Raw genomic sequence first — 22,005 nt, 5'->3', positions numbered from 1 at the left:
AGAACGGTTATCAATTAACGCTAGGGTCGGTGACCATGACCGAACTGCTCGAGCCCTTCGCCACCGGCTTTCTGCTGCGCGCCCTCGTCGGCGGCGTGCTGGTGGCGGTGCTGTGCGGGGTCGTCGGCACCTGGGTCGTCATCCGGGGCATGGCGTTCCTCGGCGAGGCGATGGCGCACGGGGTGCTGCCCGGAGTCGCCGTCGCGACCCTGCTCGGACTGCCGCCGGTCGTCGGAGCCGCGATCAGCGCCGGGGTGATGACCGCCGGCATCGGGGCGGCCTCGAGGCGGGGCCGCCTCTCCGACGACACCGCGATCGGGCTGCTCTTCGTGGCCATGCTCAGCCTCGGCGTGATCGTCGTGTCGCGATCGCGGTCGTTCGCGACCGACCTCACCGCCATCCTGTTCGGCGACGTGCTGGCGATCGGGTGGGGCGACATCGCGCTGCTCGGCGGAGCCCTGGCCCTGGCGCTGGCGGCGTGCGCGGTGTTCCACCGCTCGTTCGTCGCGGCGACGTTCGACGCCCGGATCGCCGCGACGCTCGGGCTGCGGCCGTGGTTCGCGCAGCCGGTGCTGGTGGGGCTCGTCACACTCGTCGTCGTAGCCTCGTACCAGGCCGTCGGGAGCCTCCTCGTCGTGGGGCTCCTGCTCGGCCCGGCGGTGGCGGCGGGGCGGTGGGTGCGGGGCATCCCGGCGACCATGGCGCTCGCCGCCGCGTTCGGCACGCTGGCCGTGCTGGTCGGGCTGCTTGTCTCGTGGCACGCCGCCACGGCGGCGGGCGCCACGATCGCGCTCCTGGCCGTGCTGCTCGCGGCGCTCTCGGCGCTCGCCCGCGCAGCCCTCGCCCGCGCCGCCCTCACGGCCCCTGCCGCGCGCCGCGCCGTCGCCGCTCCGACCCGCCGCCCCGCTCTCGCGGCACCCGGCGCTGCGACCCCATCCCCGGCCGCCGATGCCGTCCACCGCGACGGCCCCGTGAAGGAGAACTCCGTCCTGTGAGCACCTCGTCCCTCCCCCTCCGATCGACAGCCGCCGCCGGACTCCTCGCCGTGCTGCTGGCGGGCTGCGCGTCGCCTCCCGGAGCGGTCACCGACACCGCGGCCGGCAGCCCGTCCGACGCGGGGCCCGCCACGGGCGACGGGCACGGCTTCGTGGCCGGGGCCACCGAGATGCCCGAGCCGCAGCTGCGCCTGATCACGCTCGGGCACGCCGGGCTGCAGGCGTTCGACCCGGCCACGGGTGCCTCCGTCACGCTCCCCGACGCCGACGCCGACGCCGACGCGGACGCGGACGCAGCAGACGAGGACGCGGACGCGGATGGGGTCGAAGCCGAGGTCGGAGCCGGCACCGTCCTCACGAGCGACGGCCGCTACGCCTTCGCCGCCGACCCGCACGGCGGCGTCACCGTCGTAGACACCGGCACCTGGACGGTTCCGCACGGCGACCACTCCCATTACTACCTCGCTGATCCGCGCCTCGTCGGCCGGCTCGACGAAGGGGTGGATGCGGGAACCGCCCGCCTGGCGTCCAGCCCCACCCTGACCACCATCTCCTACCCCGGTGCCGGTGGAGGTGCATCGGGCTCCGGCGTCGTGCTCGACGGCGACGCCCTCGCCGCGGGCCGCCTCGAGGAGCGCGCGCGCATCCCGCTCGCCCCGGGCGGCGTGCTGCTGCCCCTCGGTGACCAGCTCGTCGGCTCGACAGCCGGACCCGATTCCGAGATCGTCCTGAGGGCATATTCCGCTGACGGCATTGAACTCGGAGGGTCGGCGAACTGCGACGACCCGGCCGGGTCGGCGCTGACCCGAGTGGGAGCCGTCTTCGGCTGCGCCGACGGCGCCGTGCTCGCCACGAGCGCCGAACAGGGCGACGGCGGCGAAGGCGACGGCGACGGCGATGGCGACCGCGCCACGATCACGTTCGAGCGCATCCCGTACCCCGCCGAAACCGAACCCGACGACCGCGCCACCTCCTTCGCCGCCCGCCCCGGTCGCCCCGACCTCGCCGCCGTCGCGGGCGAGCGCGGTGCCTGGCTCCTCGACACCCGCGACCGCACCTGGTCGCTGCTCCCCAGTCCCGCACCGCTCCTCCGCGCGACGGCGGTCGGTGACGCCGACGGCACGGTGGTGGGCGTCGACGTCGAGGGCCGCATCGTCGTGCTCGACGCCCAGGGCGCCGCGGTGCGGAGCGAGCCCGTCCTCGCCGCCGAGCTGGTCGGCGGAGGCGGAGGCGGAGGCGGCAGCGCCCGAGACCTGCCCGACGCCGTCGTGCTCGAGGTCGACGCCGACCGCGCCTACGTGAACGCACCCCGGGCCGGCGCGGTGCTGGAGATCGACTACCGCGACAGCGCCCGCATCGCGCGCACCCTCGAGATCCCGGGCGGGGCCGCGGCCCTGGCGGAGGTGGGACGGTGACGCGCGCGCGAACGATCCGCCGGGCCGTCACGACCGCGGTGATCGTCACGACCCTCGCGGCACTGACCGGCTGCGCGACCTCGACGGCCGGGACGACACAGCAGCCGCCCGGCGCCCGCCCCCTCGTCGCCGTCACCACGACCATCCTGGGCGACGTCGTCGCCGAGCTCGTCGGCGACCAGGCCGAGGTGCTCACCCTGATGCCGCCCGAGGCCGACCCGCACTCGTTCGAGATCTCCGCGGCCGAGGCCGCGCGCCTCCGCGACGCCGCGCTCGTCGTCTCGAACGGACTCGGCCTCGAGGAGGGCCTGCAGCACCACGTCGACGCCGCCGCCGAGGAGGGCGTGCCGACGGTCGCGGCGGGCGAGCTGATCGTCCCGCTCGACTACGCCGACGGCGACGCGCGCGGCGAGCCCGACCCCCACTTCTGGACCGACCCCACCCGCATGATCGACGTCGTCGACGGCCTCGAACCGGTGCTCGCCGCGACCGAGGGCATTGACCCGGCCCAGCTCGCGGCAGGCGCCGACCGCTACCGCGCCGAGCTCGAGCACCTCGACTCCGAGCTGGCCGGCGCCTTCGCGGACATCCCGGCCGAGCATCGCGCCCTGGTCACCAACCACCACGTCTTCGGCTACCTCGCCGACCGCTACGACTTCCGCGTGATCGGGGCGGTCATCCCGGGCGGCACGACCCTGGCGGCGCCGAGCGCGTCCGACCTGCGCGAGCTCACCGACGCGATCCGCGAGGCGGGGGTCGCCACGATCTTCGCCGACGCGTCCCAGCCCGACCGCCTGGTGCAGGTGCTCGCCGAGGAGGCGGGGGTCGACGTCGACGTCGTCGCCCTGCACACCGAGTCGCTCTCGGCCCCCGGCCAGGGCGCCGCCACCTACCTCGAGATGATGCGCACGAACGCGCAGCTGATCGCCACCGGCCTGTCGCCCTGACCCTCCGTCGCCCTGACCGGCGACAGCGTTCCACAGGCCGGTCACCCGACCGGCCGCCACCGAAAGGAAACGATGAACACCAGAACCACCGGGCGTCGACGGATGCTCGCCCCCCTCGCTCTCGCAGCCGGCACGCTGATCGCCCTGTCCGCCTGCGCGGGCACCGCATCCGGAGACACCGATGCCGGTGCCCCCGACGAGACCCGAACCGGCGCCGCCACGAACGCCGCCGCCACCGGCCCCCGCATCGCCCTCACCTACGACGGCGGACTGCTCGTGCTCGACGGCACCAGCCTCGACACCCTCGCCGACATCGAGCTGCCCGGCTTCAATCGCGTCAACCCGGCGGGCGACGGCCGCAGCGTGATGGTCTCGACCGCCGAGGGGTTCCAGGTGCTCGACACCGGCGCCGGCAGCGATGACGAGCCCGAGCTCACCGACCTCGTCTTCGCGGCACCGTCGCCGGGCCACGTCGTGCGCCACCACGGCCGCACGGTGCTCTTCGCCGACGGCACCGGCGAGACCACGATCTTCGAGTCGTCCGAGCTGCTCGCGAACGCGGGCGCGGGCCGGCTCCCCGAGACCGAGACGGTGCCCGCGCCCGAGGCGCATCACGGCGTCTCGATCGAGCTGGCCGACGGCACCCTGCTCACCACGATCGGCACTCCGGATGCCCGCACCGGCGTTCGCGCCCTCGATGCCGATCGCACCGAGACGAGCCGCAACGAGCAGTGCCCGTCGGTGCACGGCGAGGGAGCGGTGCGCGGCGAGGTCGCGGTCTTCGGCTGCAGCGACGGCGTGCTCGTCTACGACGCCGGCGTCTTCACCAAGATCGCCGCCCCCGACGCCTACGGCCGCACCGGCAACGCCTACGTCACCGAGAACTCGCCGATCATGGTGGGCGACTACAACGCCGATCCGGACGCCGAGGGCTACGTGCTGACCGCGCTGACGATCGTCGACACCGAGACGAAGACCTCGCGGGTCGTGCCGCTGCCCGAGGGCGTCGGCTACACCTGGCGCGACATCGCGCGCACCGCCGACGACGGAGCCGTCGTGCTCGGCACCGACGGCGCGCTGCACGTGCTCGACGTCACGACGGGGGAGTTCGGCGCCTCGTTCCCGGTGATCGAGGCGTGGGAGGGTCCGGCGCAGTGGCAGGACGCGCATCCGGCCCTCGTCGTCGACGGCGGCACCGCATACGTGACCGACCCGGCGAGCTCGGCGATCCACGCGGTCGACGTGGCGACCGGCGAGCTGATCGCGACGGGCGAGCTGCCCGCTGTTCCGAACGAGATCGCCGTCACCGGCTGACCCCGCGCGTCGCGGGGCGGGCCGTCACGCTCGCCCCGCCTCGCCCCCATTGGCTGGGAGCCGGCTGGATGCCCCACCGCAGTCTGCTGGAGGCCCGCCCCCATTCCGCCGCGAACGGGGGTGGGCCGTCGGCGTGCGCGGTTCTATGGATCCGACAGGATGGTCCCGAGGAGAGGTGCCGGAGTGAACAGAGCCCTGGTGGTCATGCCGACCTACAACGAACTCGAGAACCTCGAGCCCATCGCCCGGCGGGTGCTGGCGACCGGTGTCGCCGACCTGCTGATCGTCGACGACTCCTCGCCCGACGGCACCGGCGAGCTCGCCGACCGCATCGCGGCGGCCCACCCGGGAGCCGACGGCGCCTCCGCCGTGCACGTGCTGCACCGCGCGGGCAAGGAGGGCCTCGGCGTCGCCTACCTCGCCGGCTTCGCCTGGGCGCGCGAGCACGGCTACGACGCGATCATCGAGATGGACGCCGACGGCTCCCACCAGCCCGAGGCGCTGCCCGAGATGCTGACGCTGCTCGAGCACTCCGACCTCGTGCTCGGCTCCCGCTGGGTGCCCGGCGGCGAGGTGCGCAACTGGCCGCTCAGCCGCAAGGTGCTCAGCCGTGGCGGCAACCTCTACGCCCGGCTCGCCCTGGGCATCGGGGTGAAGGATGCGACCGGCGGCTTCCGCGCGTACCGCACCACCGCGCTCGACACCATCGGCCTCGACGACGTGGCCTCGCACGGCTACTGCTTCCAGCTCGACCTCGTCTGGCGCGCGCTGCAGTCGGGCCTCCGGGTCACCGAGTTCCCCATCCTGTTCGTCGAGCGCACGCACGGCGAGTCCAAGATGAGCGGGTCGATCGTGCGCGAGTCGCTCGTGAAGGTCACCCAGTGGGGCCTCGACCGGCGGATGCGGTCGGCCCGCGAGGTCGTCCTGCACGGCCGCCGGCTCCCCTCGGTGCGGGCCGGCTCGAGCGTCGCGGGCGCCGGCCTGGCCCGCCTCTAGCCGAGGCGGGCCCGACCCGGGCGCCTTCAGCCCGGCCCCGGCCCGCCCGTCAAACCCCCGCCCAGCCCGTCAGCGCGGCTGCGCCGGGTTCGTCGGCACCCCCTGCGACGGCGGATTGATAGGCGGACCCGAGGTCGCGGGCGACACCCCGCCGCCTCCGTGTGCCACGTTCGTCTCCGGACGCGCGGCCGCGGGATCGCCCCCGGACGGCGTCGCGCCGCCCCGGAGGGCCTCGAGGCGGTGCTCGAGCACGGTCGTCACGGGCAGGCGGTCGCCGTGCATCCGCTCGTAGTCGAGCAGCTGCGCCACCTCGTCGGCGGTGAGCGATGCGATGGCCGCGGGCAGGGCGCCCACCGTCACGTGGTCGTAGTCGGGCAGGGGCAGGTTCTCGTGGGCGCCGGCCATCAGAGGATCGGCTTCCCGCCGGTGACCGCGATGCGCGCGCCCGAGACGTAACTGCCCTCGTCGGAGGCGAGCAGCACGTAGACCGGTGCCAGCTCGGCCGGCTGTGCGGCGCGGCCCATCGGCACCTGCTCGCCGAAGCTGTCGACCTTCTCCGCGGGCATGGTGGCCGGGATGAGCGGGGTCCACACCGGGCCCGGGGCGACGCTGTTGGCGCGGATGCCCTTCTCGGCCAGCAGCTGGGCGAGGGAGGCGCTCATGTTGGCGATCGCGGCCTTCGTGGCGGCGTAGGGCAGCAGCGTCGGCGACGGCGTGTCGGAGTTCACCGAGGAGGTGCCGATGATCGACCCGCCCGGCGGCATGTGCGGCACCGCGGCCTTGACCAGGTGGAAGTAGGCGCTGAGGTTCACCGCGAGGGTGTGGTCCCACTCCTCGTCGGTAGGAGACCACGACGTCGGCGCTCTCGCGGGCGAAGGCGATGGCGACGGCCTTGCCGATGCCGCTATCGGCGCCGGTGATGACCGCGATCTTGCCCGTCATCCGGCCCGAGCCGACGTAGCTCTGCTCGCCGTGGTCGGGCTGCGGCTCCATCTCCTGCTCGGTTCCGGGCGGGGTCTGCTGCTCGGGCTGCTGCTCGTCGGGGGTCGGCCGGTCGCTCATCGTGTGCTCCTCCAGGGATCGTCAGGGGTCGTCGGTGCCCAGCAACCTACGTTCCGTCTGGGTCGGCGGCTGGGGGCTTGACACCGTCTGTGTGAGAATTCGAAGGGTGGACGGTGAGCGGAGAGCACTGATCCGGACCGAGTCGTCCGGAACCGAGCTCGACGATGCCCGCGCGATGTACCAGGAGGGCTACAACGGCTCCGGCTTCCGCGTCGAGCTGAGCGACCAGGACTTCGCCTACCGCTACACGGTCGCCGGCGGCCCGAACATGAGTCTTCGCTCCTCGACGTACCTCGGCACCATCACCGGCACGATCCAGCCCGAGAACGAGTACATCGTCTCGTGGCTGCTCGGCGGGCGCGGAGTGGTCGACGTGGGCGCCGACGAATCCACCCTCGTGCCGGGCATGCCGGCGATGTTCCCCACCGGCAAGCCCTACGCCTTCGACTTCGCCGACTACCGGCAGAACCTCGTGCACTTCGACGCCCGCTTCCTCGAGCGGGTGGCGGCCGAGCACGAGGGGGTGCTGCCCGGTCCGCTGCACTTCGACCACCGGTCGACCCCGAACCCCGAGGCGCTCCGCCGCTGGAACGCCACCGTCGAGGAGGCGGCCCGGCTGCTGGTCCGGGGCGACCCCACGCCCTTGCAGCTGGCCGAGATCGACCGCCGCACCGCCGTCGTGCTGCTGGACTCGTTCGCGCACGAGGCCGAGGCCATGCCGTCGGTGCTCCTGGCGCCCCGCAACTCCCGGCTGCGGCGGGCGGTCGAGCGGATGCACGCGAGCGCCCATCTGCCGCTCGCCCCCACCGAGGTGGCCGAGGAGGTGGGCCTGACCCCGCGCGGACTGCAGCAGGCGTTCGCCCGGCAGCTCGGCGTCACGCCGACGGAGTACCTGCGCGCCGTGCGGCTGGATCGCGTGCAGGCCGAGCTGCAGCAGCTCGGACCCGACGAGACGACCGTGGCGCAGGTCGCCGCGCGCTGGGGGTTCACGCACGCCGGGCGGTTCTCGCGCTCCTACGCGGCCCGCTTCGGCGAATACCCCCGGAACACCCTGCTGCGGTAGGGGCTCGGGCGAGCATCCCTCCCGCCGTTCGTTCTGCGGACAGTCCCGGTGCGCTATCCGGATAGAAGGAGCATTCTCCCAGCCCGCACCCACTCGAATGGATTCACCGCGCGAACGGGTTCGCCCGTCGAATCCGTCACCCGTCGAATCCGTCACCCACCGAAGGAGGTGCCCATGCCGTTCCGCTCGCAGGAGATCCTGTCCCAGTGGCTCGAGGAGTTCCTCGCCGCCGGCCACCGGATCGAGGGCGCCGTCGAGGTGCTCCGCCAGGACGGCGCCGACGGGGCCGACACCGGACTCGTGGTGATCGACCTGTCGAACGCGCCCACCACGCTCTACCTCGAGCCGGTCGCCCCGGGCGACCCGCGCTGGGCCATCACCTTCCTCGCCCGCGACGTCGACGCGGCCCGCTCGCCCCAGCGCGTCGCGGCCCTCGCCGCCGAGCTCGCGGTCATCGCCGAGCTCTGCCGCCACCTCGAGTCCCGCTCGGCCTCCTGGGACGCCCCCGACCTCAGCCCGAGCGGCGGCACCCCCGCCCTCCGCTGACCCCGGCGTCGGCGTCGGCGTCGGCACCGGCCTAGCTCGTCGTGCGCACCTCGGGATCGAACTCGATCCCCGGGCGGGTCACCGGGCGGGCGGCCGGGTCGCGGGCGATCGCGGCGATGTGCTCGGTGGCGGCCCAGGTGGCCAGCAGGCGGAGGCCCTCCTCGGAGGGGCTGCCGGGCGCGGCCGTGTAGACGGTCAGGGTGTGGCCCGGGTCGTCCTCGAGCTCCATCACGTGATAGGTCAGCTCGAGCAGCCCCACCACCGGGTGCTTGAACTGCTTCGCGCCCGAGTAGTGCCGGCGCACGTCGTGGGCGGCCCACAGGGTGCGGAACTCCTCGCTCCGCACCGAGAGCTCCCCGACGAGGCCGCTGAGCTCCTTGTCGAAGGGGCTGCGGCCGGCGTCGCGGCGCAGGATCTGCACGTTGACGTCGGCCGCCCGCTGCCAGTCGGGGTAGAAGTCGCGGGCGCGGGGGTCGAGGAAGATGAAGCGGGAGTGGTTGCCGGGCCGGGCATCCGATCGGAACATCTCGGAGTACAGGGCGAAGCCGAGATCGTTGGCCGCGACGAGGTCCATGCGGTTGTTGCCCACGAACGCGGCGGCGCCCGTGATCGAGTCGAGCAGCGTCTGGGTGGCCGGCCGCAGCGAGTGCGCCGGCGGCTTGGGCCGGCGGGGGCGGGCGCCGAGGTTCGCGGCGCGGGCGAGGTCGTGCAGGTGGTCGTGCTCGGCCCGGTCGAGCGAGAGCGCCCGGGAGACGGCGTCGAGCACGCTCTCGGAGACGCCGGTGAGATTGCCGCGCTCGACCCGGGTGTAGTAGTCGACGCTGAGGCCGGCCAGCCGGGCCACCTCGTCGCGGCGCAGGCCGGGCACCCGCCGGCGGCCGCCCGTCGGCTCGACGCCGGCCTGCTCGGGGGTGAGGCGGGCCCGGCGAGACACCAGGAACTCGCGGACCTCGCTGCGATCGTCCATGCCTCCACGCTACGGCTGCGCGGCCGCGCCAGGGAGGTTCTGCTGTGACCCGTCTGGGCAGGGCCCTCCCTCCGCCGGCCGCGGGCGGCTTGACTCGACACCGTGACCACATCGACCCCCGCGAGATGCCGTCCGGCCCTCGTGCTGACGGCCGCCGTCGTGCTCGGGCTCTGCGGATGCGCGGCCGGCACCCCGACGTCAGCCCCCGTCCCCCCGACCGCCGTCTCGCCGAACCCCACCGCGCCGACCGCCCCGCCGGCCCCCAGCGAGCCGGCCAACACCCCGACCCCACCTGCACCTGCACCCGCACCCGAGGAGCCGCCCATGAGCACCGGAACCCGCCTCACCATCACCGTCGACGGCGCCACCGTGACCGCCGTGCTGCGGGACAGCGCCGCGACCGCCTCCCTGGTGTCCCAGCTGCCCCTCGACCTCGAATTCGAGGACTTCGGCGGCCAGGAGAAGATCGCCCGCCTCCCCGCGCCGCTGATGCTCGACGGGCTGCCCTCCGGCGCCGGCGCCGAACCCGGCACGATCGGGTACTACGCCCCCGACCAGGCCCTGGTGCTCTACCACGAGACGGTCGGCTACTACGAGGGCATCATCCCGCTCGGCACCTTCGACGACGTCCCCGCGGTGCGGGACGCAGCCCCCTTCACCGGCACCGTCTCGGTCGCCGGACCCGGGCCCGAGGGCGGGGCGGGCGCCGAATGAGCGCGGCCACCGCGAGCGTACCCGTGGTCGCGCCGGGCGGGGAGCGCCGGCTGCCCGTCGTCGCGCTGGTCGCGCTCGCCCTGATCGGATTCATCCTGATCGCGATGGAGACCATGCCCGCGGGTCTCCTGCCCGACATCGCCTCGGGAATGGCCACGAGCGAGAGCACCGTCGGCCTGTTCGTCAGCGCCTACGCGCTCGGCACGGTGATCGTCACCGTGCCGGCGATCTCGCTGACCCGCGGGCTCCGGCGGAAGCCCCTGCTCCTCGTCGGCGTCGCCGGCCTCGTGCTCGCGAACCTCGTCACCGCGGTGTCGCCCGACGTCACCCTCTCGCTCGTCTCCCGCTTCGTGGCGGGCTCGTTCTCGGGCGTGATCTGGGGCATGCTCGCCAACTACGCCATCCGCATCAGCCCGCCCGCCTGCTCGGGCCTCGCCCTGTCGATCATGTCGACCGGCGCCCCGCTCGGCTTCGCGTTCGGCACGCCGCTCGGTGCCGTCATCGGCGGCGTCACCGACTGGCGCTGGTCGTTCGCCGGGGTGAGCCTGCTCGCCCTCGTGGTGGGCCTGATCATCCTGACCGTCGTGCCCGACGCACCGGGTCTGCCCGCCGCCGGCCGCCTGCCCCTCGGCCGCGTGCTCGGGCTCCGCGGGGTGCCGATCGTGCTCGTCGTGATCCTGGTGTGGATGCTCGCCCACAGCACCCTCTACACCTACGTCGCCCCGTACCTCCGGGTCACGGGCACGGGCATCACCCCGGATCTGATGCTGCTCGTCTACGGCATCGCCTCGCTCGGCGGCGTCGCCCTGGTCGGCGTGCTCCTCGACCGGCACCCGCGGGCGCTGCTGCATGGCTCGGCGGCGACGTTCACGCTGGCGGGCGCGGTGCTGCTCGTCGGCCACGACTCGGCGCCGGCCGTGCTGATCGCGGCGGTGCTCTGGGGCGTCGCCTTCGGCGGGACGGCGCCGCAGCTGCAGAGCGCCCTCACCCGCGCGGGCGGTGACGACGCGGACATCGCGAACTCGTTCCTGCCCGTGGCGTTCAACCTCGCGATCTTCGGCGCGGGCATCCTCGGCGGCGCGCTGCTCGGCATGGCGGACGGGCTGATCCTGCCCGCGGCCATGGCCGTGCTCGGGGCGGTCGCGCTGATCCTGACGGTCGCCGGCCGCGGCTCGGCCTTCACCGAGCTCCGCGCCCCGGAACGGCGTGCGCCGGACAGCCCGACCCCGGAGCGCCCCGCCGCGACGTAGGGTGAGCCGTGATCATCCCCGAAGCCCTCGTGCCCGTGTTCCTCCGCGCGACCCGGGCGAACACCGCCTTCCGGTCGGCCGCGAACGCGCGCCGCGCCATCCGTGCCGTCGAGCTGCGCCCCGAGCCGTTCGGCCCGCCGAGGCGCCTCCGCCCCGACCTCGGGGTGTCGGTCGAGCACGTCGGCGGCTCGCCGGTCTACACGGTGGCGCCGGCACGCGGCACCCCGACGACGGCGGTGGTGTACACCCACGGCGGCGCCTGGATCCACGAGACCGCCCCGCAGCACTGGGCCCTCGTCGCGCAGATCGCGGTCGAGGCGAACGCCGCCGTGACCGTGCCGATCTACCCGCTGCTCCCGTTCGGCTCCGCGCAGGCCGCCCACGACCTCGTGCTCGGTCTCGCCGAGCGGCTGATCGCGCGGCACGGCGAGGTGCGGCTCGCCGGCGACTCCGCGGGCGGCCAGATCAGCCTCGCGGTCGCGCAGACCCTCCGCGACCGGGGCGTCCCCGCCGTGCGCACCGTGCTGATCGCGCCCGCCCTCGACCTCGGCTTCTCGAATCCGCTGATCCCCGTCGTGCAGCCGAGCGATCCGTGGCTCGCGCAGCCCGGCGGCCGGGAGCTCGGGCGACGGTGGGCGGGCGGGCTCGCGGTCGAGCATCCGATCGTCAGCCCGCTCTTCGGCCGCTTCGAGGGTCTCGGGCCGATGCTGCTGTTCACCGGCACCCGCGACGTGCTGAATCCGGATGCGCGGCTGCTCGCCGACCGCGCCACGACCGCCGGCGTGCCGCTCACCCTGCGCGAACGAGCAGGCGCCGTGCACGTCTACCCCCTGCTGCCGACCCGCAGCGGACGGGCGGCCCGCGTCGAGATCGTCACCGCACTTGACAGTCGTGGCTAATGCTCGTAGCTTGTAGCTAACACCATTAGCCAAGGCGACCGCTGAGGCCCCAGCCGCCAGGAGGCAGCCATGACCGAGTACCTCACCCTCGACGAGGGCACCATCGCCTACGACCTCAGCGGAGAGGGCCCGCTCGTCGTGCTCGCCCACGGCATGGGTGACAGCCGCCACTCGTACCGCTTCGTCGTGCCGGCCCTCGTCGCCGCCGGCTACCGGGTCGCGAACGTCGACCTGCGCGGCTGCGGCGAGTCGAGCACCGGCTGGGCGGGCTACAGCCGCACCGACATCGCCGGTGACCTCGTCGCCCTCGTGCGCCACCTCGGCGGGCCCGCGGTGATCGTCGGCCAGTCGATCAGCGGCGGCGCGGCCACCATCGCGGCGGCCACCGCGCCCGAGCTGATCGTCGGTCTCGCCGAGCTGGCGCCGTTCACGCGGGCGCAGTCGGTCGACCTCGGCGGGCTCCTGCGCAACCGCGCGCACCGCGCGGGCACCGTGCAGCTCGCCAAGGTCATGATGACCGGCAGTCTGAAGGCCTGGCTCGCCTACCTCGACCTCGCGATCCCCGCCAAGCCCGCCGACTGGGCCGCCGAGCGTGCCCGCATCGAAGCCTCCCTCAGCCTGCCCGAGCGCATGGCGGTGCTGAAGGCCATGACGAAGACCACGCCGGCCGACGCCGGCGCCCAGCTGGCGAACGTGCGCTGCCGCGTGCTCGTGATCGAGGGCGGTGCCGACCCCGACTGGGCCCGTCCCGAGGCCGAGGGGGAGCGCATCCTGAACGACCTGCCCACCGGGCTCGGCGAGCTCGCGGTGATCGACGGGGCCGGGCACTACCCGCACGCGGAGACCCCCGACGCGGTCGTCGCGCTGCTGCTGCCCTTCCTCGCCGCGACGCTCGCCAAGGCCGCACAGGGCGACCGTGCCTAGGGCCGGCCTCGACGCCGCGACCGTCACCGAGGCGGCGGCCGACCTCGCCGACGAGATCGGCCTCGCCCGGCTCAGCATGAGCCTCGTGGCCGAGCGCCTCGGCGTGAAGACCCCGTCGCTCTACAAGCACGTCGACGGCCTCGCCTCGCTCACCCACCGCGTGGCCGTGCTCGGCGCGACCGAGGTCGGCGACCGCCTCCGCGACGCGGTGCAGGGGGTGTCGGGCGGAGAGGCCCTTGCCGCGGCCGCGCAGGCGCTCCGGCTCTTCGTGAAGGAGCACCCCGGGCGCTACGCGGCCACCACCGGCGCCCGCCCGGCCGGCCCCGACGACCCCCTGGGGCCCGCCCTCGGGCGCACCCTCACCTCGCTCGAGGCCGTGCTGCGCGGCTACGGCCTCGCCGAGGCCGACCGCATCCACGCGCTCCGGATGCTCCGCAGCGTGCTGCACGGCTTCGCCACCCTCGAGGCGGGCGACGGCTTCCAGATCGACACCGACGTCGACGCCAGCTTCCTCTGGCTGATCGACTTCGTCGACCTCGGCCTCCGCGCCCGCGCGTCGTCCTGACGCGCGACGCCGAGCCCCCCTTGACGGTGGGCGAGGCGGGTGCGAGGCTTTTAAACGATTCACCTGTCGAAGGAGACGTGCCCGCCGTGAGAGATGGTTCCGTGGGGTCCGGTGGACTGCGCGTTCTCGTGCTGGTGGGCGTCGGGGGGCACGGCGACCCGTGGCACGCGCTCGAGGCGACGGGGGCGCGGGCGGCCGACGCGCTGCGGGCGGCGGGCGCCGAGGTCGAGGTGCTCCGCACCGATCAGGCGGATGCGCTGCCCGACGCGCTCTCCGGGGCCGACGTGCTGGTGGTGAACGTCAGCGGCGATCCCGCGCTGCCGCCGCCCGACTCGGCCGCGATCGTCGACGCGATCCTGGCCCACGCCGCGCGAGGCGGCGGGGTGCTGGCGCTGCACTCGTCGACGCTGGCGTTCGCCGGGGATCCGCGCTGGAGTGCGCTGATCGGCGGACGCTGGGTGCCCGGGGTGTCGGGGCATCCGCCGATCGGGGAGGCGCTCGTGCGGACGGCGGCGCGGGCATCCGTCGAGCCGGAGCTCGAGCTGCCCGCCGACTTCGTGCTGCACGACGAGCGCTACAGCGACCTGGAGGTGGCCGAGGGCGTGACGGCGCTGGCGTTCCACAAAGAGGGGGAGGCCGAGCATCCGCTGGTCTGGGTGACCGAGGCGACGGATGCGCGGGCCGGCCGGGTCGCGTACGACGCGCTCGGGCACGGGGTCGAGTCGTACGACTCGGCCGAACGCCGCGCGCTGCTCGTGGCCCTCGCGGGATGGGTGGCGCCCGCGGCGTCGACGACCGCGTGACCCGCCCGACGAGCGGGGCGCGCCGGCCGCCGGCGGTGTTCTTCGTGGTGCTCGGGTTCATCCAGGCCATCTGGCCGCTGACGATGGACCTCTACCTCCCGGCGTTCCCGCAGATCGAGCGCGACCTCGCGACCGTGCCGTCGCTCGTGCAGGCGACGCTGACGGGGGCGTTCCTCGGCATGGCGGTGGGGCAGCTGGTGGCGGGGCCGCTGTCGGACCGGGTGGGGCGGATGCGCCCGCTCGTCGGAGCGCTGGTGCTCTACTCGGCGGCGACCGTGGGCTGCGCCCTCGCGCCGACGATCGAGCTGCTGATCGGGCTCCGCGCCGTGCAGGGTGTGGGGGCCGCGGCGTCGTCGGTGATCATCCTGGCCATCGTGCGCGACAGCCGGGAGGGCTCGGCGATGGTGACGCTGCTGGCCCGGCTGCAGATCGTGAATGGGGTCTTCGTGGTCACGGCCCCCGCGCTGGGGGCGCAGCTGCTGGGGCTCGTCGACTGGCGCGGGCTGATGTGGCTGCTCGTGGGGTACGGCGCGGTGCTGCTCGTCTGCACGCTCGCGGTGCTCGCCCGGCACGAGACGAACCCGCCCGAGCGGCGGGCGGCCCGGGCGCGCGAGCGAGGGCATGCCGCGGCGGACTACGTGGCGCTGCTGCGCGACCGGCTGTACGTCTCGGTGGTGGCCGCCGGGGCGCTGCAGTGGGCGGCGATGATGGGGTACATGGCGTCGTCGGCGTTCCTGTTCCAGGGCGTCTACGGGCTGAGCGCCACCCAGTACGCGATCGTCTTCGGCGGGCACGGAGCGCTGATGATCGTGGGCGCCCAGGTGAGCGCGCGGCTGTCGCGGGGGCGGGACATCCCGCGGCTGGCCCGGTTCGGCGCGCTGCTGCTCGCGTCGAGTGCGGTGCTGCTGCTGGCGTCGGTGACCCTCGCGCCGGGGCTCGGGCTGGTGGGGCTGCTCGTGCCGCTGTTCCTGTTCACGACGTCGTTCGGGGTCGTCTCGCCCGCGCTGCAGACCTCGGGCCTCGGGCGGCACGGGGAGCGCGCCGGCACGGCGGCCTCGCTGATCGGCGCCTCGAACATGATCGCGGGGGCGGTCGGCGCACCCCTCGTGGGCCTGCTCGGCACCTCGACGGCCATCCCGGCGGCGGCGGTGATGACGACCTGCACCGCGGCCTCGGCGGCCGTGCTCTGGCTCGGCACCCGCCCCCGCCGCCCCCGCCTCTAGGGGCGGTCGGCCGGAGCCGGGGCCGGGGCCGGGGCCTGCGCCGGATCGGGCAGGGCGCCCGCGATCGTGGTGGGCGTGATGGCCGGGAGCTGCCCCGTCGCCGTCTCGTACCACTCGGTCAGCGCCGGGTCGGCCGTGTCGATCCCGACGCCCGCGCCCTCGTGGGCCGCGACCTCGGTGGCGCCGAAGACGAAGTCGTCGCCGTGGTCGGCGATGCCGCGACGCACGCCCTGGGCGATGGCCGCCCGGGCGAAGCGGTGCCGCATCATGTAGGGGTCGGTGCGCAGCTCCCGCGTCCACGCCACCATGATCCCGATCACGATCAGGGCGAACGGCAGCGCCGACACCACCATGATCGCCTGCAGCCCCGCGAGGGCCGTCTCGCCCCCGGCGAGCAGCAGCGCGAGCGCGGCGGCGCCGAGCAGCAGCCCCCAGGTGATGATCACCCAGCGCGAGGGCTCCGGCTTGCCCCGCTGGCTCATCGACCCCATCACGATCGCCGCCGAGTCGGCGCTGGTGACGAAGAACAGCACGATCGACACCAGCGCGAGCACCGAGATCACGGCTCCGAACGGCAGCTCGCCGAGCACCGCGAACAGCACGGCCTCCGACGACCCCGCCTCGCTGATGCCCCGGCCCTGCGACTCGAACAGCATCGCGGTGCCGCCGAGGATGCCGAACCACGCGACGCACACGGCCGACGGCACGACGACCACGACGGTGACGAACTCGCGCAGGGTGCGCCCGCGGGAGATCTTCGCGATGAACATGCCGACGAACGGCGTCCACGAGATCCACCAGGCCCAGTAGTAGTTGGTCCAGCTCGCCATGAAGCTCGCCGCGTCCTCGCCCTGGGCCGGGTTGCGGGTGAGCATCGTCCCGAGGTCGGAGACGAACGCCGGCAGGCTTCCGGTCAGCACGTTCAGCAGGAACAGGGTCGGTCCGGCGACGAACACGAACACGCCGATGATCGCGGCGATCACCATGTTGATGTTCGACAGCGCCCGGATGCCGCGCTTCAGCCCCGAGACCGCCGAGACCACGAACGCGGCCGTGAGCACCGTGATGATGCCGACGAGCGCGCCGTTGCCGAGCGGCCCGATGCCGGCCACGAACTCGATGCCGCTCGAGATCTGCAGCGCGCCCATGCCGAGCGTCACGCCGGTGCCGAAGAGGGTGACGATGATCGCGAACACGTCGATCACGGCGCCGATCCAGCCCTCGGTGCGGTCGCCGAAGATCGGCCGGAAGATCGCCGAGATCAGCGGGGCCCGCCCGCGGCGGTAGGCGGCGTAGGCGATCGCGCCGCCGACCAGCGCGTAGAACGACCACGCCATCGGCCCCCAGTGCAGGATCGACTGGGCCAGCGAGTCGAACATGGCGTCGCGGCTGCCGGCCTCCGAGTCGAAGCCCGGCGGCACGTCGGTGAAGTAGGCGAGCGGCTCGGCCGGGCCCCAGAACAGCAGCCCGATGCCCATGCCGGCCGAGAACAGCATCGCGATCCACGAGACCGTCGAGAACTCCGGCGCCTCGTCGTCCGCTCCCAGGCGGATGCCGCCGGTGCGCCCGTAGCCGACCACCAGCATGAACAGGATGCACGCGACCGCCAGCAGCGAGAACAGCCAGCCGAAGTTCGTGGTCACCCAGTCCAGGGAGGCGGCGCCGACGGCGCTGATGCTCTCCGGGGCGGCGAAGCCCCACACCACGGTCGCCACCACAAGGGCGCCGGCGATGCCGAACACCGTCCAGTTGGTGCTGAAGACGCGCGAGGTGCTCTCGACGCCCACGCCGGGGATCAGGGCGGGATGCGTCACCTCCCGGAGGATCGATCGTCCGGGCGCGCGGGAATGGTCAGTGTTCGTCATCGACGGTCCTCCTGGGCGGCCGCCGTGTCGTCAGGCGGCCTATCGCTTCGAGCGCCCGTCGCAGGCACTGGGAGACCACCCTAACGGGGGTCATCCGCTCTGCCCGATTCGTCCGGATGCCCGCCCCCGTGTTACAGAGGACCATGAGTTCAGGCATCCGGCGGTTCCTCCAGCGACTGCTGAAGCAGGTCTGGGCCCGGGCCGCGCTGTTCACCGTGGTCGCCGTGCTGTTCGCCCTCGCCGCCGGATTCGTGGGGGCCCTGCTGCCCTTCCGGCTCGTGATCGATCTGGGTCAGGACTCGGTCGACTCGATCCTGCAGATCGTCGCGAGCTCGATGCTCGCGGTGACGACGTTCTCGATCACGGCGATGGTCACCGTGTACTCGTCGGCCACGACGACCGCGACCCCCCGGGCGACCCAGCTGATGGTCGAGGACTCGACCTCGCAGAACGCCCTCTCGACCTTCGTCGGCGGCTTCACCTTCTCCCTGGTCGGCATCATCGCCCTGTCGACGGGCTACTACGGCGAGCAGGGGCGCACGATCCTCTTCCTCGGCACGCTGGTGATGATCGCGATCATCGTCGTCACCCTCCTGCGCTGGATCGCGCACCTGGCGACGTTCGGGCGGATGTCCGACATCATCGATCGCGTGGAGGCCGCGGCCTCGACCGCGCTCATGGCGTATGCGGAGTCACCGGCGCTGGGCGCGCATCCGCTCACCGGAGCCGACCTCGAGGGCGTCGCGGTGCACGCCGACGCCCCCGGGTACGTGACCTACGTCGACCTGCCGCTGCTCGAGCGCACGGCCGGGACCGCCGGCCTGACGCTGCAGCTCGTGGCGACGCCCGGCAGGACCGCCGACGCGACCACACCGCTCGTGATCGCCGCGGGCGGGAGCGGCGCCGTCGACGACGAGGTGCGCGCGGCCGTCCGCCGCGCCTTCCGCATCGAGGCGCACCGCACCTACGAGCAGGACCCGCGGCTCGGGATGATCGCGCTCGCCGAGATCGGCAGCCGGGCCCTCTCGCCCGCCACCAATGACCCCGGCACCGCGATCGAGATCATCGGCGCACTGCAGCGGGTGCTGACGGCGGCGCTCGCGACCGAACCCGACCCGGCGGTGGTCTTCGAGCACCTGCGGATCAGGCCGGTGACGCTCGAGGACCTCGTGGTCGACGGGTTCCGCCCGCTGTCCCGCGACGGGGCGGGTCTGCTGGAGGTGCAGGCGCGACTGCAGAAGTGCCTCGCCGCCCTCGCGGCCTCCGCGCCCGAGCAGGCCGGGGTGTTCGACGCGGCGGCCGGGCTCGCGCTGCGCCGCGCCGAGGCGGCCCTCGACGAGAACGACGCGCGCGAGCTGCAGACCCTGCACGACCGCCTGCACCCGTCGCGGCACCTGCAACGACAGCAGGGTGAAGGCGAGGCCGTGGGCGAGGGCGCCGGCGCCGGCTACCAGGCGTAGGCCTCCGGGGCCTGCCCGCCCGGGCCGGGCCAGATGCGGTCGAGCTCCGCGAGCTCCGCGTCGCCGAGCGCGATCTCGAGCGCCGCGATCGCGCCCGTGAGCTGCGCCGCCGTGCGCGGTCCGACGACGGGCGCGGTGACGACGGGCTGGTGCAGCAGCCAGGCGAGCGCGAGCTCGGCCGGGTCGAGGCCGAGGGTGCCGGCGTAGCGCTCGTACTCCTCGATGCGCGGGCGGCGCTCGCCGAGGTCGAGGTCCTTGGAACGGGAACGGTCGGCCTTCTGCAGCACGCCGCCGAGCTGTCCGCTCGCGAGCGGCGACCAGGGCAGCAGGCCGATGCCGTAGTTCAGGGCCGCCGGCACGACCTCGAGCTCGACCGTGCGCTGGGCGAGGTTGTAGACCGACTGCTCCGTGACGAGGCCGATCTGGCGGTGGGCGGTCGCCTGCTCCTGGTACTGCGCGAGGTTCCAGCCGGCGAAGTTCGACGAGCCGAGGTAGACGATCTTGCCCTGCTCGCGCAGGGTCGTGAACGCGTCGAGCACCTCGTCGACGGGCACCGAGCGGTCGATGTGGTGCATCTGCATGAGGTCGATCCGGTCGGTGCCGAGCCGGCGCAGCGAGGCGTCGACCCCGGCGCGGATGTGCACCGCCGACAGCCCCTGGTCGTTCGGCCCCTCGCCCATCGGGCCGTGCACCTTCGTCGCCACGACGAGCTGGTCGCGCACGCCGCGGTCGCGCATCCAGTCGCCGAGGAGGGCTTCGGACTGGCCCGGGTGGTCCCCCCACGGCCCGCCGCCGTAGACGTCGGCCGTGTCGATGAAGGTGATGCCGTTCTCGAGCGCCAGGTCGAGGATCTCGTAGGAGGGCTCGCGGCCGATCACCGGCCCGAAGTTCATCGTGCCGAGCGCGATGCGGCTGACGGTGGCGCCGGAGCGGCCGAGGCGGGTGTACTTCACAAGGCGGTCCTCTCGGTCGGCGTGCGCACGAGGGCCCACGCGAAGGGGTCGAGCTCGAGCGCGGTGAGCGGCGAGCCGTCGAGGTCGGTGCTGCCGTCGGGCAGCGGCACGGTGACGGCGTCGCCGTGGTTGATCACGGTGAGCACGTCGCCGCGGCGGGCGACCTCCACCCGCTCGAGGTCGGGCCCGGCCGCCGTCGTCGGCAGCTCCGAGCGGATGCCCGCCCGAGCCAGTGCCGCCCGGGTGACCTCGAGCATCCCCTCGTCGTCGGGGATCGTGGCGAGGTACCACGCCCGCCCCGCCCCGGTCTCGAGCGACGTCAGCGCCGGAGTCCCCGGCACGCGCCCGTCGGCGTACCGCGCCAGCACCTCCACGTCGGGGGCGTGCACAGCCAGCTCCTCGGCGAGGAACTCCCCGCGCAGCGCGAGGCCGGAGCCCGACACCGTCACCGACGATCCGGCGTCCAGCGCCCCGAACTCGGTCACGCTCACCCCGAGCACCGACCGCAGCGCCACCTGGAACCCGCCCTCGCGGAAGGCGTCCTGCGCATCCACCACGTCACTGAACGCGGTGACGAGCAGCTGCCCCCCGCCCCGCACGTAGCCGGTCAGATTCGCCGCGCCCTCGTCGCTCAGCAGGTACTGGTGCGGCAGCACGACGAGCCCGTACCCGGCGAGATCGCTCGTGGTCTGCACGATGTCGATCGACACGTGCTGGCGGTGCAGCGCTCCGTACCAGCGCTGCACGAGCGCGAGGTAGTCGAGCACCACGGGGTGGTCGGGGCTCGAGATGGCCCAGTGGTTCTCCCAGTCGAGCACCAGGGCGACGGATGCGCGGCTCGACCCCGCGCCCGACGGCAGTTCGGGCAGCCCGGCCAGGTCGCCGCCCAGCTGCACGACCTCGCGCCAGGTGCGGGTGTCCGTTCCGGCGTGCGGCAGCATCGCCGAGTGGAACTTCTCGCTGCCGCGCATCGACTGCCGCCACTGGAAGAACAGGATGCCGTCGGCCCCGTGCCCCACGGCCTGCATCGACAGCGCGGCGAGCTGGCCCGGCGCCTTGGGGGCGTTGCTCGGCCGCCAGTTCACGGCGCTGGAGGCCTGCTCCATCAGCAGCCACGGCGTCTCGGGCTTCAGCGACCGCATCAGGTCGCGGGTGAAGGCGGCCGAGCGGAAGGCGTCGGGATCGTTCGGGTCGGGGTAGCTGTCGTCGCTGATCACGTCGAGCTCGCGGGCCCAGCGCCAGTAGTCGGCCGGCGGGAAGGCGCCCATGAAATTGGTGGTGACCGGCTGGGTGGCCCCGGCGCCCTTGATGATGTCCCGCTCCATCGTGTAGAGCTCGAGCAGGGTGTCGGAGGTGAAGCGCTTGAAGTCGAGCAGCCCGCCCGGGTTGTGGCTGTAGGGGGCCTTCCGCGGCGGCACGATCTCGTCGAAGGAGCCGTAGCGCTGCGACCAGAACATGGTGCCCCACGAGGCGTTCAGGGCGTCGAGGTCGTCGGCGTAGCGGCGGCGCAGCCAGGCGCGGAAGGCGACCGCCGCGCTGTCGGAGTAGTCGTAGTTCAGGTGGCAGCCGTACTCGTTGTTGACGTGCCAGAGCACGACCGCGGGGTGGTCCTTGTAGCGCGCGACCAGCTCGGTGACGAGGCGCGAGGCCAGGCGCCGGTAGTCGGGCGAGGAGGGGGCGTAGTGCTGACGGCTGCCCTGCCAGTAGAGGGCGCCGTCCTCGTCCTGCGGCCGGATGCCCGGGTAGGCCGTCACGGCCCAGGCCGGCGGTGACGCGGTGGCGGTGGCCAGGTCGACGGCGATGCCGTTCTCGTGCAGCAGGTCGATCACGCGGTCGAGCCAGTCGAAGTCGAAGGTGTGCTCGTCGGGCTGGATGCGCGACCAGGCGAACACGCCCACGGTGGCCGTCGTGACGCCGGCCTCGCGCATGCGCTGCACGTCGTCGGTCCAGGTGGCCTCGGGCCACTGCTCGGGGTTGTAGTCTCCGCCGTAGTGCATGTCGTCCTTTGTTCGGTGATCGTTCGGGTGGGTGGTATGTCGTCGGG

Annotated in this window: 20 protein-coding genes and 1 pseudogene; 15 read left to right on the top strand and 6 right to left on the bottom strand. The window is 73.7% G+C overall.

Annotated elements, in window-relative coordinates; all coding sequences use genetic code 11:
* Window positions 1-35 precede the first annotated feature (35 nt).
* The 5 genes from aztB (at window position 36) to ITJ64_RS05795 (ending at window position 5,667) form a co-directional block, all read left to right on the top strand.
* Window positions 36-995: a zinc ABC transporter permease AztB gene (gene aztB / locus ITJ64_RS05815; protein ID WP_194679775.1), complete on the top strand. Its 960-nt coding sequence runs from the start codon at window positions 36-38 to the stop codon at window positions 993-995.
* A complete protein-coding gene (locus tag ITJ64_RS05810) occupies window positions 992-2,410 on the top strand; it encodes a hypothetical protein (RefSeq protein WP_194679774.1) in 1,419 nt (472 codons plus the stop codon). The genes aztB and ITJ64_RS05810 overlap by 4 nt, the downstream gene beginning before the upstream one ends.
* A gap of 14 nt (window positions 2,411-2,424) precedes the next feature.
* Window positions 2,425-3,357, top strand: coding sequence for a zinc ABC transporter substrate-binding protein AztC (gene aztC, locus ITJ64_RS05805; RefSeq protein WP_194680757.1), 933 nt, complete (start codon window positions 2,425-2,427; stop codon window positions 3,355-3,357).
* 72 nt (window positions 3,358-3,429) lie between these two features.
* Window positions 3,430-4,671 carry a zinc metallochaperone AztD gene (gene aztD, locus ITJ64_RS05800; RefSeq protein ID WP_228507703.1) on the top strand — a complete coding sequence of 414 codons (1,242 nt, stop codon included), beginning with the start codon at window positions 3,430-3,432 and terminating at the stop codon, window positions 4,669-4,671.
* A gap of 183 nt (window positions 4,672-4,854) precedes the next feature.
* Complete coding sequence (locus tag ITJ64_RS05795) at window positions 4,855-5,667, top strand: polyprenol monophosphomannose synthase (protein ID WP_370545051.1); 813 nt, start codon at window positions 4,855-4,857, stop codon at window positions 5,665-5,667.
* Window positions 5,668-5,736: 69 nt separating this feature from the next.
* On the opposite strand, the gene ITJ64_RS05790 is transcribed toward ITJ64_RS05795, so the two are convergent.
* Entirely contained in the window at window positions 5,737-6,072 is a 336-nt protein-coding gene (locus ITJ64_RS05790) for a hypothetical protein (protein WP_194679772.1), read from the bottom strand.
* Window positions 6,072-6,729: pseudogene (locus ITJ64_RS05785) on the bottom strand (SDR family oxidoreductase). The gene ITJ64_RS05790 and the pseudogene ITJ64_RS05785 overlap by 1 nt, the downstream one beginning before the upstream one ends.
* Before the next feature lie 106 nt (window positions 6,730-6,835).
* On the opposite strand from ITJ64_RS05785, the gene ITJ64_RS05780 reads away from it, so the two are divergent.
* Together ITJ64_RS05780 and ITJ64_RS05775 are read left to right on the top strand one after the other, a co-directional pair.
* Complete coding sequence (locus ITJ64_RS05780; protein ID WP_194679771.1) at window positions 6,836-7,792, top strand: helix-turn-helix domain-containing protein; 957 nt, start codon at window positions 6,836-6,838, stop codon at window positions 7,790-7,792.
* A 174-nt stretch (window positions 7,793-7,966) separates the two neighbouring features.
* Window positions 7,967-8,338: a hypothetical protein gene (locus tag ITJ64_RS05775; protein ID WP_194679770.1), complete on the top strand. Its 372-nt coding sequence runs from the start codon at window positions 7,967-7,969 to the stop codon at window positions 8,336-8,338.
* Between the two features lie 31 nt (window positions 8,339-8,369).
* Here ITJ64_RS05775 and ITJ64_RS05770 read toward each other — a convergent pair whose 3' ends face one another.
* Window positions 8,370-9,305, bottom strand: coding sequence for a helix-turn-helix transcriptional regulator (locus tag ITJ64_RS05770; protein WP_194679769.1), 936 nt, complete (start codon window positions 9,303-9,305; stop codon window positions 8,370-8,372).
* Between the two features lie 102 nt (window positions 9,306-9,407).
* Here ITJ64_RS05770 and ITJ64_RS19295 point away from each other — a divergent pair, with 102 nt between their 5' ends.
* From ITJ64_RS19295 to ITJ64_RS05735, 7 genes are all read left to right on the top strand, one after another.
* Entirely contained in the window at window positions 9,408-10,019 is a 612-nt protein-coding gene (locus tag ITJ64_RS19295) for a cyclophilin-like fold protein (RefSeq protein WP_194679768.1), read from the top strand.
* Window positions 10,016-11,269: an MFS transporter gene (locus ITJ64_RS05760; RefSeq protein WP_194679767.1), complete on the top strand. Its 1,254-nt coding sequence runs from the start codon at window positions 10,016-10,018 to the stop codon at window positions 11,267-11,269. The genes ITJ64_RS19295 and ITJ64_RS05760 overlap by 4 nt, the downstream gene beginning before the upstream one ends.
* An 8-nt stretch (window positions 11,270-11,277) precedes the next feature.
* The gene (locus ITJ64_RS05755) at window positions 11,278-12,168 is read left to right on the top strand and encodes an alpha/beta hydrolase fold domain-containing protein (protein WP_194679766.1); all 891 of its coding nucleotides are present in this window, start codon (window positions 11,278-11,280) and stop codon (window positions 12,166-12,168) included.
* A gap of 69 nt (window positions 12,169-12,237) precedes the next feature.
* Entirely contained in the window at window positions 12,238-13,092 is an 855-nt protein-coding gene (locus ITJ64_RS05750) for an alpha/beta fold hydrolase (RefSeq protein WP_194679765.1), read from the top strand.
* Window positions 13,085-13,657: a TetR/AcrR family transcriptional regulator gene (locus ITJ64_RS05745; RefSeq protein ID WP_194679764.1), complete on the top strand. Its 573-nt coding sequence runs from the start codon at window positions 13,085-13,087 to the stop codon at window positions 13,655-13,657. The genes ITJ64_RS05750 and ITJ64_RS05745 overlap by 8 nt, the downstream gene beginning before the upstream one ends.
* Before the next feature lie 86 nt (window positions 13,658-13,743).
* On the top strand, window positions 13,744-14,460 hold the full coding sequence (locus ITJ64_RS05740) for a ThuA domain-containing protein (protein WP_194679763.1): 717 nt from the start codon (window positions 13,744-13,746) through the stop codon (window positions 14,458-14,460).
* Entirely contained in the window at window positions 14,427-15,683 is a 1,257-nt protein-coding gene (locus ITJ64_RS05735) for a multidrug effflux MFS transporter (protein ID WP_194679762.1), read from the top strand. Before ITJ64_RS05740 ends, ITJ64_RS05735 begins: the two co-directional genes overlap by 34 nt.
* On the opposite strand, the gene ITJ64_RS05730 is transcribed toward ITJ64_RS05735, so the two are convergent.
* A complete protein-coding gene (locus tag ITJ64_RS05730; RefSeq protein ID WP_194679761.1) occupies window positions 15,680-17,548 on the bottom strand; it encodes a BCCT family transporter in 1,869 nt (622 codons plus the stop codon). The genes ITJ64_RS05735 and ITJ64_RS05730 overlap by 4 nt on opposite strands.
* A gap of 143 nt (window positions 17,549-17,691) precedes the next feature.
* Between ITJ64_RS05730 and ITJ64_RS05725 the strand changes: the two genes are divergently transcribed.
* The gene (locus tag ITJ64_RS05725) at window positions 17,692-19,008 is read left to right on the top strand and encodes a DUF2254 domain-containing protein (RefSeq protein WP_194679760.1); all 1,317 of its coding nucleotides are present in this window, start codon (window positions 17,692-17,694) and stop codon (window positions 19,006-19,008) included.
* Here ITJ64_RS05725 and ITJ64_RS05720 read toward each other — a convergent pair.
* Together ITJ64_RS05720 and ITJ64_RS05715 are read right to left on the bottom strand one after the other, a co-directional pair.
* Complete coding sequence (locus ITJ64_RS05720; protein ID WP_194679759.1) at window positions 18,996-19,961, bottom strand: aldo/keto reductase; 966 nt, start codon at window positions 19,959-19,961, stop codon at window positions 18,996-18,998. The genes ITJ64_RS05725 and ITJ64_RS05720 overlap by 13 nt on opposite strands.
* Window positions 19,958-21,958 (bottom strand): beta-galactosidase, encoded by a 2,001-nt coding sequence (locus tag ITJ64_RS05715; RefSeq protein ID WP_194679758.1) that lies wholly within the window; start codon window positions 21,956-21,958, stop codon window positions 19,958-19,960. The genes ITJ64_RS05720 and ITJ64_RS05715 overlap by 4 nt, the downstream gene beginning before the upstream one ends.
* Window positions 21,959-22,005 lie beyond the last annotated feature (47 nt).

This window comes from Herbiconiux sp. VKM Ac-1786 (assembly GCF_015350805.1).
Lineage (GTDB): Bacteria > Actinomycetota > Actinomycetes > Actinomycetales > Microbacteriaceae > Herbiconiux.
Note: the sequence above shows the minus strand (reverse complement) of the source record. Positions and strands in the feature narration are given on the sequence as shown.